Genomic DNA, 14,818 nt, shown 5'->3' on the forward strand with positions numbered 1-14,818 from the left:
GCGCTTCTGTCATCGCTAGTAGGCGATAAAAGTGTTATGTCTGCAACCTTACCTGCTATTGCCAGTACTCAAGAAGTTATTGGCACAACCGTTCCAGCAATCAGCGACGTTTTACTGGACACCTGATAACAATAAAAAACCCCAAGCGGCCAGATATCTGACGGCTTGGGCGTCATCCTACCCCGTACCCGTTTATCATGACGGCGTTTCAGTTATAAGTAGCCAAAGTAAAGTTGTTTGGGTTCTTTTCATTGTCTTGGCTTCATGAGAGTTATGTGATGTACAAAATGGTACTTATGGGTTATAAATTTACCCAAAGGGTGTGAAAAATACCTTACTATAAAAACCTTTATTTGTTCGATGGTGCGCAATTAATAAGGCCTTTAAATCGAAGGTTGTTGGCACGATGCTTGATATTTAGGATGAACAACTTATTCGATCAAAGGACGAAACATGGCGTTATTAAGATACGCAAACTTAGGAATTCACAGGCCAGACATCCTGCTTAGTAAAGCAGTGAGTGGTCTTGGTGACTTTTATAAGTATTTAGACACCACTCGAAAATACCTAGAAAGTACGAAGGCTGTTAAAGCGATAGCTTGGGAAAAGCTGGACGATGCTCAAAGTGGAGTATGGATACAATTAGTTGAGCCTGCCGATAACTGCGGTGATTTCGAAAAGAACTTAAAGCTCTTTTTAGATGAAAGTACCGACACGGTATACGAAGCAAGCCCCGCTAGATGGAAAGCCGTGGGTAGTGCCGCTAGAGAATGCCCAAATTGTAGAAGTCACGGTAAACCTAAAATGGCTTATGCAACTGAGGAGCACGCGGACGAAATTGCGAGTGAATTAGGCAATGGGCTGTCGTCGTATGAGTGTCCAGACGGTTATGGTTGGCATTTGACTGGGAAATCACAAAGCAATGTTGGATTCAATAAATCCAACGCAATTTCAGTCCTGGACAGAAATGTAGAGAATGACAGCTTGTTATTGGATCGTTTACCTGACCACGACTATTTGGTTATTCGTCCAAACACATACCAGTTAAAGTGTCAAATTAATGCATTACAAAGCTTACAAGACACCCCTTCTATTCACCATCTTCCGCTATTGAGGCTGTTTGAAGGTAAGGATCATGCTAAGTGGCCGAATGTTCCTTATGATGAGCACTTATTTAACGATGACTACTACGTTCTTACCGATGGAGCAAGAGAGGGAACATCTCAGCAGCGTGAGTTTGTAAATATTGCACTCAATACACCAGACTTTGCCTTCCTTGAAGGCCCCCCAGGATCTGGCAAAACTACAGCCATTTGCGAACTGATTCTTCAATTAATAAAGCGAGGTAAGCGGATCTTACTTTGTGCATCAACACACGTTGCTGTTGACAATGTTCTTGAACGAATGATGTCTGAAGAAAATATTTATCGTGACATGGTGTTACCTGTACGGATTGGAGATAAATCAAGCGTTTCTCAAAAGGCAAAGCCATGGCAATTGGAAGAGTTTGTTAAAACTGAACGCACAAGATTGCTAAAACATCTTCAGCAACAACCGCACATTTCAGTTAGTCAGAAGTTACTTAAAAGTAAGGTCGGTGAAGGTAAACATATTGTTGAGCGTCTTGTTCTTGAAGCGGCGAATTTAGTTTGCGGGACAACTATTGGGTTGCTTCAGCATCCTGATATCAAAAATAAACAATCAACATCGCCAATCTTCGATGTGATGATTATTGATGAAGCATCAAAAACAACTTTTCAAGAGTTTTTGGTGCCAGCGGTACTTGCCAAGCGTTGGATCATGGTGGGAGACCCAAAACAGCTTTCACCTTATGTTGATGATGAAGCTACCGAAGTAAATTTGCAGCCATGTTTACAGGATAGTTATCAACGAGAAGCATGCGCAGATATTTTCTCTGCTCGACAAATCAATATTCAGAAACGAGAAGTATCCTTGGTTTGCACTGACGATGAAAAGACAATTGAATTTTATCATCAGCAAGCAAAGTCCAAAAATGTATTGGTTGCATCATCTAAAGGTCCGAAGACAGATCTCCCTTACGCGTCAGTAGTCCTTGGTTCGTCAGCGTTCATCGCTCAGAATGCTAATCACCTACCCCTGGATTTGACGACCATAAGGGGGCTGCCTGCGTTACCGGAAAAGTTAGAAATGCGACTTGCAGCGCATTCGAGATTAACTCGTACAAAAATCAAGACCGAGTCCGATAGCTGGGAATCCCAGTTAGCGTGGCGACTGGCTCGTATGTACGAACAGCGCCTAAATACAGAATCTAACGGAAGTTCTAAAACTGTTAATAAGTTAGAGGAAGATATCAAAGCGCTACTACCATTTGACTCAGAAAAAGATACGTTCACTGCAATAGACAGGGTACGTAGGATCGCACTGCCTTCTATCCTTGAATCATTACAAGTTGGATTTGAACGAACAGAGTATCAGAAACAAGGCACCGCTCTGTCTGATGGACTTCCAGCCAGTGTTTTGGAACAACGACAAATACGGCTTAGTTACCAGCACAGAATGCATCCAGACATTGCCGAGTTTTCCCGAGTACATATATACCATGAAAAAGCACTGCAAAGTCCTGATGGCCAAGCTGAAAAGCGGGACTGGGGATACCGAAGCGGCTCACATCGTTGTATATGGCACGATGTTAAAGGTCGAAAAGGCAAAGAAGGTGAAATCACCGCTGAAGTAGAAGAAATATTAAAAGAATTAAGTCGCTTTGATTCTTGGGCAAAATCAAACCCAAATGTTGAGAAAAACCAACAAAAGCCTTGGGAAGTTGCTGTTTTGGCATTCTATCGGGCGCAAGAGCGAGCTATACGTCGAGCTTTACGAAAGTGGACGGGAAATCATCACGGAGTAAGGCATTTCTATCGAGGTGAAAAATCCTCACCGTATATTGATATTCAAATATGTACCGTAGACCGTTTTCAGGGGCATGAGGCTGATTTTGTCATGCTTAGTTTCGCAAATAATCATCCCACGAGTTTTCTTGAAAGCCCAAATCGCTTGAATGTGGCAATAACGAGGGCCAAGCACCAGCTCATTGTGTACGGAAACCGCCCTGCAATGCAAAAGGCATCGGGTGTGTTAGGTACTTTTGCCAGCAATTCTTACTGGTCTACAACAATCGAGACTGAATCACAGGAGGCACTATGAGCCAGGACATCATACTAAAACGAGAAATTAAGACTGAAAGTTGGCTCATACAGGGTGAAATCGCGCTGGCAGATAGCCGTCCAGAAATTAACTGCGTGCTGCAATTCCTTCAAGATTATCCGAATGCGAGTTCTGCTGAGTGCTCCGAGCATTTATTTGGGGACAAAATCGGACGTCGTGTCGTTGCTGATAGGTTACTAAACATATGTCGATTATATGGGCTTGCTGAGTCTAATCGAGACCAATACAGGCTCACTGAATCAGGACTGATTGCTCTTGAGAAAGATCAAATCCTAGTGCCAGAAGATGGGTGTTGGAGCCTTTGCGTTTGTCATGAGCCTTTATTGCCTCATCCACTTCTTAGTATTGAAGCGCACACAGAGCCTAGTGCAGCGTCGATCGGACTTGGAAAAAACAGAAATGAGCTAAATGAAAGAGCAAAGCGACTAGTTGAGGTTCCTCAACTAGTCAAAGACGTTCGTGGACTAAAGGTTGAACCAATAGGTGGCGGTTCGGAAGTACGCGTTGATAAAATTGAACTCAAAGGTGAGCGCATCTCACCTCAAGGAAAACCGTATTACATCGAGTGGAATGTGACTGATGGCAATGTCGATGTGAAGCGCGGAAAGGATCTTATATTTTCACATCGGGTTGAACCAATCAGTCGTCAGCAAGTTTTGAAAGTACTTCTGCATTGTGAGGGCTTGCTTGAACAATGGGATGAGCAAACGGAAATCTTGTCAGTGGTTTTTGAAAATACTACTGAATCTGAGCGAATCAATATGAAGCGCGAGGTAAGTGTAAAAAGACCATCTGTTCACAAGTTGGGCTCGTTTGATGCGATGAAGTTACACAATATTTCTATATCAGCATTGACTGAATTGGATGCTAAAAAGTGGGCTGAATGGAGATTAGAGAAAAATATCAATATGTATGCCACTAATAGCAAGTACCAAGTTTGGAGAGAAAAAGCACTCGAACCTTTTAAAAGTTGGAATTTCACACTACCTGATAGGGCTGAGTTGGCAAATCAGTTTTGGACTGAAGAAGACCAGCAAAATCAGCATACCTGGCATGTCATTGCAGCCCATGATTGGAACCTATAAGGAATAATAGTGATGAATCTAATTGAAAAGTTTACTAAGACTGAAACTAAGATTGTTGATCAATCAAATACCAAGTTGCCCCCTGTGCTTTTGCCTGTTTTACCTAAACAGGTATCTGATCCGCAACCTATTAATAGCTCTTTGTTCTGCAATGAGCTGCAATCAAGAGTTGTCGAATTAATCGATAATGCTGAGCACTCGGTTATTCTTAGTACGTTTTTACTTGCTGATGAGAATGTCGAATCTGCTGTCCTAAAAGCTGCAAAGCGCAAAGTTCGTGTGTACATACTATTGGCATGTGAGACTCGTCTTGATGGCGATGTGCCTGACGATGACTTTGGTAAGAAGTGTCTTGTGCAGCATAAGGAAATGTTAAACAAATTGTCTGGACATGTTCACTTTGCATCTGCGCCGCATTTCCACGCAAAAGCCGTTGTTATAGACGCATTACATGAAACTGGTAATGCTAAAGGGTTGCTTTTAACGGCAAACCTTACAGAAGAAGCACTTTTACGAAATGAAGAGCTGGGGGTCGCGCTTTCACGCCATCAAATAGCTGAGATCGTGAATGTGTTCCGTTGGGCAATCTTCGAGAGTGCGCAGCACCATATGACAAGCCGTGGTGAATTCTCAGCATATAAGTCGCCGGGCAATGTCAGATATCCAAGGGAATTAGCTGAAATACTGGTCACATCGAGTGAAGACGCTCGAATTAGGGAACACGCATTAGCGTTGATCAATCAAGCGGAAAATGAACTCATCATATCGAGTTTTGGATGGCAAGAGGACCATCAGCTTGTAAAAGCAATATGTGAACGTGCGAAGTCGGGGCTAAAAGTCACCATTCTATCTCGCCAAAGACCCGCAGCCATGCCAGCGTTGTTGGCTATGAAACAGGCTGGTGCATCGGTGATGTGTTTTAAATGGCTACATGCCAAAGCGATTGTAGTAGATGGAATGCATGGCATGGTGATGTCGGCCAATTTTCAAGCGCATGGTATGGATCAAGGCTTTGAGTTAGGCGTAAAACTCACCGGTACTCAGGTAAAAGAGCTGATGAACTGCTTAGATATGTTTTTAACTAATAGCCACAATGAATTGAGCATCGACATGAGTCTAGGGATGATTTCTGGTGGTTTTGAAGCTTGGGAAAATAATACATTCAAGAGGTACTCAGTCAGCGAAGTAGACATTGTTGAGTTATCACCTATAAAAGCAGATTGTTTGTCTGATATGGATAAGCACCCAAAAATACCCAATGCAAACTGGCGGGAAAAAACATCGCACAAGATTGAGTATAAATGGCGTATAGAGCCGCCAGTTATCACTAACGCCAGTCCAGAGTATTTCAAACCTTTAACGGCTAAGGATGAAACTTCTAAGAAGCAGGATTCAGGATCGCCTAGAGAGAGTTATGAGCCAAAGGTTGTTCGACTGACAAAAAAACAGTTAGCTATTACAGTTCGTCAAGAATACGAACTTGCCATGGCAAAAAGGCTGAAGCAAAGTGAATTGCCAAACGCCCGAATTGTATTGGAGGCGTAACTTTGGATAACAAAAACACACTGCTTTGTTGGCACTCAAAAAGAGCTGGGGTTGAGGTATTAGACGAAGCGTTAAAGCGGCTTAAGAATCGTAAAGTTTATGTTGGCAAAGTAATTGTTCTTACTCAGTCAGCTGGGGATAACAGTCTGTACAAAGAGCATGAATTTGGCGATATACAGATTACCTTTCGAACTGTAGCTATCGAGAACCCAGCTGATCACAACGAAATTTATCACGCAATAGAGTCTGAGATTATTCCAGAGCTAAAGCTTGAACAGAATCTTCATATCAATGTATCGCCGGGAACTCCGGCGATGCATGCGGTTTGGTTGATTCTTCATGCTCGGGGGCATTTTCCACGCGAAACAATCCTCTGGTCATCACAATATAACCCCGATACCAAAAGAACCAGCATTGCCAAAGTTGATTTCAGTGTAAATACGTATTTGGCAGAGATCTCTGCTATTTCAAGTTCAGAGGGCGGTTACGCCCTTTACGATTTAGACCCTAAATCAAAAGCAAGGCAGGATGCATTACAAACGTTAAAGCAGTTCTCTTGTGTTCCCAAAGCTCCGTTACTTGTACTGGGTGAACGTGGTACAGGGAAAACGAGGCTAATTGAAACCGTTGTCGGTAAGGTAAAGCAAAAGCAGGTTGTTACGCTTGCATGTGGAGGACTAGATTCTCAAGTGGTTGATAGTATGTTGTTTGGCCACGTAAAAGGTGCCTTCACTGGGGCGGAAAAGGATCGCAATGGACTTTTGAAAGAAGCAAATGGAAAAGTTTTGTTTTTGGATGAGATTCAAGATTTACCAACTTCGGTTCAGCGAAAGCTGGTTCGAGTGCTTCAAGATAACCATCACAGTTTTCGCCCTGTTGGAAGTGACACTGAGGAAGCATCTGACTTCGAGCTAGTTTGTGCGAGTAATAAATCACTTGAGCAATTGGCAACGATACTCGATGCTGATTTCTTTGATCGTGTATCCATGCTCACAATAACAATACCTCCACTTCGTGCATGCAGAGAAGATATTCTGTCGGATTGGCAAAGAATCTGGCAGGAAGTTAATGTTAACCCCAATCTGCCTGCGGAAGCTCCGGTGTCAAATGAATTAATCCAGTTTTTTAACTCGGCATATTTACCAGGCAACTTACGTGACCTAAAAAAGCTGGCATACATGTCTTGTGCGTTTTTGAGCTCTCAAACTACAGAGTCGGCAATCTCTAGCTCATTAGCTGCGTTGGGCGAGCCTGTTATCCAGGAAGATAGTCCTGACACAAGGTTTGCATTTGGTGATTTATCCAAGACAACTAAGGATGAGTTAACGAAAGCGTTTCATAAGGAATTTGCAACAGCTGCCAAAAAGCAATTCGGTACATGGGTTAAAGCCGCGGAAGCATTGAAGGTGGATCAAAAAACTTTGCAAAAGTATATGAGAGACAATTGAGTTATTTTAGTGTGTGATTGTTTTCATTAAGATTTGGTGTTGGTGCTGCTTAGCAAGACGACAAATTCTTCAATCTATCTAACCGAGTCCACATAGGACAACTGCATAGACTGGAGCCTCGATTTACATTAACGAGGACTCCTCATGCGAAAACTATCTCCAATCATTCTGGCGCTTGCGCTGTCTCCTTTGGTTCAAGCTGAACCTGTGTCTGAAGTGTCGCCCGTTGGCAAAATTGACGGCATGGTTTCTTTACCTGTCACGGGTATGAAAGCGGTCGAAAGCAATGGCCGTATTGTTTTCATGTCAGACAGTGGCCGGTTCGTCATTGATGGCACGCTCTATGATGCCTGGTCCAAAAAGCCGCTTACTAGCCTCGAAGAAATTCGTGAAGCGGGGAACACGCTGGACTTAAGTCGTCTTGGCTTAAAAATGGATGATTTGAACCCACTGACTTTAGGCGAAGGCAAAAAGAAAGTGGTGGTCTTTGTTGACCCCCGGTGCCCGCATTGCCATGAGCTTTTGAAACAAGCCCTACCGTTAACCAAAGAATACACCTTCCAAATACTCCCTGTGCCAGTGCTTGGTCCTGATTCAGAGCGTCAGGTTCGCCAGCTTGGCTGTGCGCGTGACAAGAAAGCGGCAACCGATGCATTGCTCAATGGCCGGATTGGTAACCTAGAACAGGATGATGCCTGCAACTTAGAACCAATGCAGCGTACCTTGGTGACGGCTCAAATCCTGGGCATTCAAGGTGTGCCTTTCATTGTCGCCAATGATGGTCGCATCAGCCGAGGCCGTCCTTATGACCTTTCTACTTGGTTGGAGGGGCGTTAATGAAAGCCTCTCTGTATTCAGGGCAACGCGCTTCTGAGCTCTTGCCAGTATTAGCCTATTCAGACGATGAGCAACTGTTTTTCATGGAAGACCAGAGTGTTGGCTTTGGTTTTCTATGTGACCCATTGCCTGGTGGTGATGAGTCTGTTGCAGACAGGGTTAATGTTCTACTTAACAACGACTGGCCAAAAGACACTTTGCTGCAATTTGGCCTGTACGCCTCGCCTGATATTCAAACCGACCTTCAGCGCATGATGGGCTTACGGCATCGTCAATCCGATCCATTGCTCAGGGCGTCGATACGCAAACGTGCGGATTTCCTCGATGGCGGCACGGTTCAACCGATAGAAGAATCGACCCAGACTCAGGTACGCAACTTTCAACTGATCGTCACCTGCAAATTGCCTTTGGAAAGTCCTATTCCGACGGAGCGTGAGTTGAGTCGAGCATCCGCGCTTCGGGCTTCTTTCTCGCAAGCGCTGGCAACGGTTGGTTTTCGCGTCACTGAGATGACTGACCGAAACTGGCTCGCGGCAATAAGTGCTCAGCTTAACTGGGGAAAAGATGCTTCCTGGCGTAATCCATCACCAATCCGCAGTGAGGCAGATAAACCACTTCGGGAGCAAGTGTTGGATTATGACCGAGCTATCAAGGTGGATAGCCAAGGTCTGATGCTGGGCGATTACCGAGTTAAAACCTTATCGTTTAAACGCTTGCCTGAGCGGATCTGGTTTGGTCATGCCGCAAGTTTTGCGGGCGATATGATGACGGGCAGTCGCGGTTTACGCGGCAGCTTTTTGCTAAATGTCACCATTCACTTTCCCTCAGCTGAGGCGATGCGATCTCGTTTAGAGACGAAGCGTCAGTGGGCGGTCAATCAGGCCTATGGCCCGATGCTCAAGTTTGTGCCGGTGCTTGCAGCCAAGAAAAAGGGGTTTGATGTTCTTTTTGAAGCTTTGCAAGAAGGTGATCGTCCTATTCGGGCAAATATGACCTTAACGCTGTTTTCCCCGACGGAAGAGGCGTCCATCAGCTCTGTTTCAAATGCTCGAACCTATTTCAAAGAGCTCGGATTTGAGCTGATGGAAGACAAGTACTTCTGTTTGCCCATTTTCCTGAATGCCTTGCCATTTGGTGCTGACCGCCAGGCGATGAACGACTTGTTTCGATTCAAGACCATGGCGACACGACATGTGATCCCACTGTTGCCTTTGTTTGCAGATTGGAAAGGCACGGGCACGCCAGTGATTAACTTTGTTTCCCGCAATGGCCAGATCATGAGTGTGTCCCTTTATGACTCGGGCAGTAATTACAACTGTTGCATCGCGGCGCAATCGGGATCGGGCAAGTCATTCCTGGTGAACGAAATCATCTCCTCCTACTTATCTGAAGGCGGGCAATGCTGGGTAATTGATGTTGGCCGCTCTTATGAAAAGCTGTGTGAAGTCTATGATGGTGAGTTCTTACAGTTCGGGCGGGACAGTGGCATTTGCTTAAACCCGTTTGAAATCGTTGAGGACTATGACGAAGAAGCGGATGTACTGGTTGGGTTATTGGCCGCAATGGCCGCACCTACGCAGTCATTAACCGATTTTCAGATGGCCAACCTAAAGCGTCAGACCCGTGAACTGTGGGAGAAAAAAGGTCGTGCCATGTTGGTTGATGATGTGGCAGAGGCCTTGAAAAATCACGAAGACCGACGTGTGCAAGACGTGGGTGAGCAGCTCTATCCGTTTACGACACAGGGCGAATATGGCCGCTTCTTTAATGGTCACAACAATATTCGCTTCAAAAACCGTTTCACCGTTCTGGAGTTAGAAGAGCTCAAGGGGCGCAAGCACCTGCAACAAGTGGTGTTGCTTCAGCTTATCTACCAAATCCAACAAGAGATGTACTTAGGTGAGCGGGATCGTCGCAAGATTGTGTTCATTGACGAAGCCTGGGATCTGCTGACTCAAGGTGATGTCGGTAAGTTCATCGAGACGGGTTACCGTCGATTTCGAAAATATGGCGGCAGTGCTGTAACGGTAACGCAGTCGGTCAACGATTTGTATGACAGCCCAACAGGTAAAGCCATCGCTGAAAACTCGGCCAATATGTACCTGCTTGGCCAAAAAGCTGAAACCATCAACGCGCTCAAAAAAGAAGGCCGCTTGCCACTAGGTGAAGGCGGTTATGAGTACCTAAAAACGGTTCATACCGTCACGGGTGTCTATTCCGAAATTTTCTTTATTACCGAAATGGGCACCGGGATTGGCCGCCTCATTGTCGATCCGTTTCACAAGCTGTTGTACTCGTCCCGTGCAGAAGATGTAAACGCGATTAAACAGTTAACGCGCAAAGGCCTTTCTGTTGCTGATGCCATCTCTCAGTTGTTGAAGGAGCGAGGCTTTGACTGCTCCCCTCCCTAAAGGAAGGGGATTCTTGTTTCAAGGCGTTATGCCCGAAGTTCATTAGAACAATCGGGACTTACTTACGCTCCACAAGCTAACACCGCTTGCCCAGCGGCTTTGATATTAATAGCGGCATTGGTATCACGGTCTAAGCGCGCTTCACACGCTGGACAAGTCCAATGCCTTATATGTAACGGTAGAGAATCAACTACGTGACCACAGCAATTACAACGCTTACTAGACGGATACCACTTGTCAATCTGGACAAGTGTTCTGCCGCGCCATTCTGCTTTGTACTCAAGCTGCCTAACCATTTCGCCCCAATTGGCGTCACCAATGGCCTTAGCAAGTCGCGGATTCTTGACCATGTTTTTAACGCTCAAACTCTCACAGCTAATCACTTGGTTTTCGTTTATCAACGTAGTGGTGAGTTTGTGGGTAAAGTCGCGGCGGCAGTCGGCAATCTTCGCCTGAATGCGAGCAACTTTGATTCTGGCTTTGTGGAAGTTGGCAGTTCCTTTCTTCTTCTTGGAAAGGCGGCGTTGCGCCTGAGCCAATTTCTTCTCGTACTTTGCAGTATGGCGGGGATTGCCAGATTTAAACCCGTCAGCGGTAATCACAAGGTCGGTCAAACCCAAATCAATACCCGTTGTCTTTTTGGTAACAGGCAGTGGTTTAGGCTCGAAGCGGCAAAGCATAGACACGAAGTAGCGGCCTGCACTGTCTTTCGAGATAGTGACGGTAGTTGGTTCGCTAGGAAGTTCACGCGACCAGCGAATATCAAGCGGCTGTTTGGACTTGGCAATGTAGATATTGCCATCTTTGAACTTAAACGCCGACTTCGTGAATTCTGCGCTTTGCTTGCTGCGCTTCTTCTTAAAGGCTGGATACTTCGCCCTTCCTTCAAAGAAGTTCTTAAACGCAGTTTGTTGATGGCGCAAAGATTGTTGGAGCGGTACACACGACACGCTGTTAAGCCATTCAAACTCAGTTTGCTTCTTGAGTTCGGTCAGCTTAGAGCTTGCCGTGTTGTAGTTAACCTTTTTGCTTTCGTTGTAGAAAGCGTCGGTACGCCATTTAAGGATCGCGTTATAAACGAAACGCACACAGCCGAAAGTCTGCGCAAGCAATTGAGCCTGTTCAGTCGTTGGGTAAAAGCGTTGTTTAATAGCGATCTCTTTCATAGTTCACAAGAATACAGTTGTTTTTGTGAAAGTAAATATTAACATTAACCAATCGGGTAGTTTTTGCTCCTTCGGAGCAACCGCTATCCCTCCTCGCCCTAGAAGGACGGGGTTTCTCGCGGGATTTAGATGAATAAGACCACGCTTTGGCCATTTATGGCCTCTATTACTTTGTCTATTGCTGGTAGCGGTTTAATGACCAGCTGGCTTTTAATGAAAACACTCGAACCCATCCACAGCCAGTTGGCGTTAAGTACGCCCATTGCAGTCGTGGATTTTGGGGATGCGGTGTTGTCACTGGGTCCTAATGCCAGCGAACAAGACATCGAATCCAGGTTGCTTCAGACCAATCAGCAAATTGAAAAGTTAAAAGCAGCCGGTTTTATCGTGCTGGATGCCCAAGCGGTGGTTGGCGCTGATGATTCTGTTTTCGTGCCAGTAGGCTCAAAGGAGGTGTCTCATGCAGATACTCCGTAAAAGAATGCCTTGGCGGCCATATCTCATCCGGCTGACCATTCTTGCGTTAATCATGGCCTTGGTAGGCACCTATGCCATGATGCGCTACCGAATAGGTATTGATACCCAGCAAGAGCGCTGCCTGCCTGATACCACGGTATATCTGATTGACCTATGGAATAAAGAGCCCGTTAAGGATGGTTTGTATGCCTTCCACTCAAAAGGACTCGCTCCGTTATATAACGACGGTACTCGGATGCTTAAACGCCTAACAGGGATGCCTGGGGATGAAGTCAATGTGACGCCTGAGCATGTGCTGGTGAACGGTGCTGAAGTCTCTACCGGCATGGCATTAGCCCAGCGTCTTGGTATGGCGGAATCACAGTTTAGCCGCTCATTGACGCTGCAAGAAAACGAATATTGGTTTTCCGGCGAGGCTGCAACGAGTTTCGACTCCCGCTATTGGAATGCCGTTAAGCGCGAGCAGATTGTCGGTCGCGCTTGGCCGCTTTGGTAGGAGGTGGATGATGAGAAGACTATGCCTCTTATTTTTGTTGGTTGCTCCATTGGCTTGGGTTCAAGTGTCCTGGGCACAAGAGCCTTTTCCGTTGTCTGACGAGGACAAAAAGATCGTCGAAATGAGCCGCAGCATTTTACAAAGTGCTGTGGATGGTTCATCTGAATTTATCGAGCCTTTTTCACCGATTGAACAACCTGCGTCGCTCAAACACAACGATGAATGGTTGATATTTGCGTCGTCCTCACTGGGGGATTCCTCACTGAAGCAGCTATTTAAAGAGGCCAGTGCTACCGGCGCTATTGTGTTGTTTCGGGGAATTCCTGAAGGAAAGACCTTGGGGGCGGCTATCCGTGATTGGCATATGCTGATGACGGGGCTTGATCCTGTTCCTCAGGTTCGAATCGATCCGAAAGCCTTTGTGCACTGGCGGGTGACTAGCGTGCCTGCCATTTTCCGCATAGAAGATGACAAGGTGACTGCAAGTGCACTAGGGGTTTACAGCAAGGACTGGTTGCAGCGTCAAATTGAAACAGGCAATACCGGTTCATTGGGTCAACGCGGTCCTATTCATTCCATTTTAGAACCGGATTTGATGCAAGTGGCGATGCAGCGTTTACAGTCGCTTGACCTGGGCGAGTTAAAGAAAAAAGCCATTGAGCGCTTCTGGTCTCGCCAAACATTTACTGACTTAGCCAAAGCCACGCAGTATCGGATAAGAACGGTTGATCCAACCATCGTCATGCAGCGGCCACTATTGGATGCCAATGGCCGAACATTGATCCCAGCAGGAACGCGTATTAACCCGCTCAAAGCATTGCCGTTTACTCAGCAGCTTGTGGTGTTTAATGCGTCGAACGCTGAAGAAGTGGACGCAGTAGCGCATTGGCTTGAGACGCAAGATAGGACACTGCGCCGCATTACGCTTATCACCACGCAGCTCGACCGTGCCCAAGGCTGGAATCGCCTCAATGCGCTCGAAAAGACATTGGATAGTCCGGTTTATCTTCTCAATGCCTCGCTAAAGCAGCGCTTTGATTTGCAAGCCACCCCATCGTTTGTTCAAGCAAAGGGACTCGCGTTTGAAATTGAAGAAATTCCAGCAAAGGAGCTTGTTCATGAAAAAGCTCAATAATACGTATCGTCTGTTGCGGACTCTTGTAGTCATGCTTGTCCTGGGCGCATCTATTCCTGCAAAAGCCGAACTGACCTGTCCAGACGCGGGGTTATTGTCCGGCAAGTTGCTGACAGATGTTTGCTGGTCATGCATTTTTCCTATCCGGGTTGCCGGTCTTCCTCTTGGTTCTGGCAATGTCCCAAGCGGCGCATCAAACAAGTCATTTTGCTTATGTGAAGACAACTTAGGCGTGCCAAGGCCAGGTATTGTTACCAGCATGTGGGAGCCAGCTCGCCTGATTGAATTGGTCAGATCGCCGGGCTGTTCACCTTCATTGGGAGGGATTCGTTTACCGTTAGGTGATAGGCGACTGCAAGGTGGTCATGGCGAAGGTGAATACGATACCGGTGATCTTGCTTTCTACCATTACCATTATTACGCCTTTCCGCTTTTGGTCATGCTCGATTTGTTCATGGATGGCAATTGCAATGCCGATGGTTACATGGACTTTGACTTGATGTATTTGTCGGAATTGGACCCAACATGGCTGAACGATGAACTGGCCTTTTTTACTCAGCCTGAAGCGGCTGCTGTTGCTAATCCATTGGCTATTTCGGCTTGTACCGCTGACGCAGCCTCATCAACGCTTGGTAAACCCATCGATCAGTTGTTTTGGTGTGCTGGCAGTTGGGGCCATCTCTATCCGTTATCTGGCCATACCTTAGCCTTTGGCTCATTAGCAGAAAACACCAGCCATTTAGCGGCACGTGCAATCGCAGCTCAACACCGGCGTGGTCTTGCAAGGCGAACAATGGGAAATAGTGCGCTATGCCGACCTGTTATCGAACCCATGCTGCCGAAATCCCAATACAAGATGAGTATGTTCTTCCCTGTACCAGAAACTGAAAGTGCGCATGTCATCGGTGAAAGCACCATGAAATGGGGAGAGTGGCGAACGATCCCCGGTGCCGGAGAAGATGCACTCTACATTTTGTGGCGCTGGCAAGACTGCTGTAACTCGGGAGGTTAACC

The 14,818-nt window shown here is 46.1% G+C and carries 11 protein-coding genes; 10 read left to right on the forward strand and 1 reads right to left on the reverse strand.

What is annotated here, in order from left to right; translation table 11 throughout:
• The first annotated feature begins 453 nt into the window (after positions 1–453).
• The 6 genes from K0504_RS13340 (at position 454) to traC (ending at position 10,530) form a co-directional block, all read left to right on the forward strand.
• Positions 454–3,183, forward strand: a complete 2,730-nt coding sequence (locus tag K0504_RS13340) for a DEAD/DEAH box helicase family protein (protein WP_108947341.1) — start codon at positions 454–456, stop codon at positions 3,181–3,183.
• Positions 3,180–4,289, forward strand: coding sequence for a hypothetical protein (locus K0504_RS13345; RefSeq protein ID WP_108947342.1), 1,110 nt, complete (start codon positions 3,180–3,182; stop codon positions 4,287–4,289). The genes K0504_RS13340 and K0504_RS13345 overlap by 4 nt, the downstream gene beginning before the upstream one ends.
• 12 nt (positions 4,290–4,301) lie before the next feature.
• On the forward strand, positions 4,302–5,834 hold the full coding sequence (locus K0504_RS13350; RefSeq protein WP_001048895.1) for a phospholipase D-like domain-containing protein: 1,533 nt from the start codon (positions 4,302–4,304) through the stop codon (positions 5,832–5,834).
• Positions 5,835–5,836: 2 nt separating this feature from the next.
• On the forward strand, positions 5,837–7,282 hold the full coding sequence (locus K0504_RS13355) for a sigma-54-dependent transcriptional regulator (RefSeq protein ID WP_000369162.1): 1,446 nt from the start codon (positions 5,837–5,839) through the stop codon (positions 7,280–7,282).
• A 144-nt stretch (positions 7,283–7,426) separates the two neighbouring features.
• On the forward strand, positions 7,427–8,119 hold the full coding sequence (locus tag K0504_RS13360) for a DsbC family protein (protein WP_108947343.1): 693 nt from the start codon (positions 7,427–7,429) through the stop codon (positions 8,117–8,119).
• The gene (gene traC, locus K0504_RS13365; protein WP_140077947.1) at positions 8,119–10,530 is read left to right on the forward strand and encodes a type IV secretion system protein TraC; all 2,412 of its coding nucleotides are present in this window, start codon (positions 8,119–8,121) and stop codon (positions 10,528–10,530) included. The genes K0504_RS13360 and traC overlap by 1 nt, the downstream gene beginning before the upstream one ends.
• Before the next feature lie 62 nt (positions 10,531–10,592).
• On the opposite strand, the gene K0504_RS13370 is transcribed toward traC, so the two are convergent.
• The gene (locus K0504_RS13370; RefSeq protein WP_032479266.1) at positions 10,593–11,696 is read right to left on the reverse strand and encodes an RNA-guided endonuclease InsQ/TnpB family protein; all 1,104 of its coding nucleotides are present in this window, start codon (positions 11,694–11,696) and stop codon (positions 10,593–10,595) included.
• Positions 11,697–11,825: 129 nt separating this feature from the next.
• Here K0504_RS13370 and K0504_RS13375 point away from each other — a divergent pair, with 129 nt between their 5' ends.
• From K0504_RS13375 to K0504_RS13390, 4 genes are read left to right on the forward strand one after another with little or no spacing between them, the layout of a single operon-like run.
• Positions 11,826–12,173, forward strand: coding sequence for a hypothetical protein (locus K0504_RS13375; protein WP_008305502.1), 348 nt, complete (start codon positions 11,826–11,828; stop codon positions 12,171–12,173).
• Positions 12,157–12,669 (forward strand): S26 family signal peptidase, encoded by a 513-nt coding sequence (locus tag K0504_RS13380; protein WP_180801381.1) that lies wholly within the window; start codon positions 12,157–12,159, stop codon positions 12,667–12,669. The genes K0504_RS13375 and K0504_RS13380 overlap by 17 nt, the downstream gene beginning before the upstream one ends.
• 10 nt (positions 12,670–12,679) lie before the next feature.
• Positions 12,680–13,804 carry a TrbC family F-type conjugative pilus assembly protein gene (locus K0504_RS13385; RefSeq protein ID WP_140077956.1) on the forward strand — a complete coding sequence of 375 codons (1,125 nt, stop codon included), beginning with the start codon at positions 12,680–12,682 and terminating at the stop codon, positions 13,802–13,804.
• Positions 13,788–14,816 (forward strand): TraU family protein, encoded by a 1,029-nt coding sequence (locus K0504_RS13390; protein WP_140077946.1) that lies wholly within the window; start codon positions 13,788–13,790, stop codon positions 14,814–14,816. The genes K0504_RS13385 and K0504_RS13390 overlap by 17 nt, the downstream gene beginning before the upstream one ends.
• The last annotated feature ends 2 nt before the right edge of the window (positions 14,817–14,818 follow it).

Origin of the sequence: Neiella holothuriorum, from assembly GCF_019457915.1 — a bacterium.
GTDB classification, from domain to species: domain Bacteria; phylum Pseudomonadota; class Gammaproteobacteria; order Enterobacterales; family Neiellaceae; genus Neiella; species Neiella holothuriorum.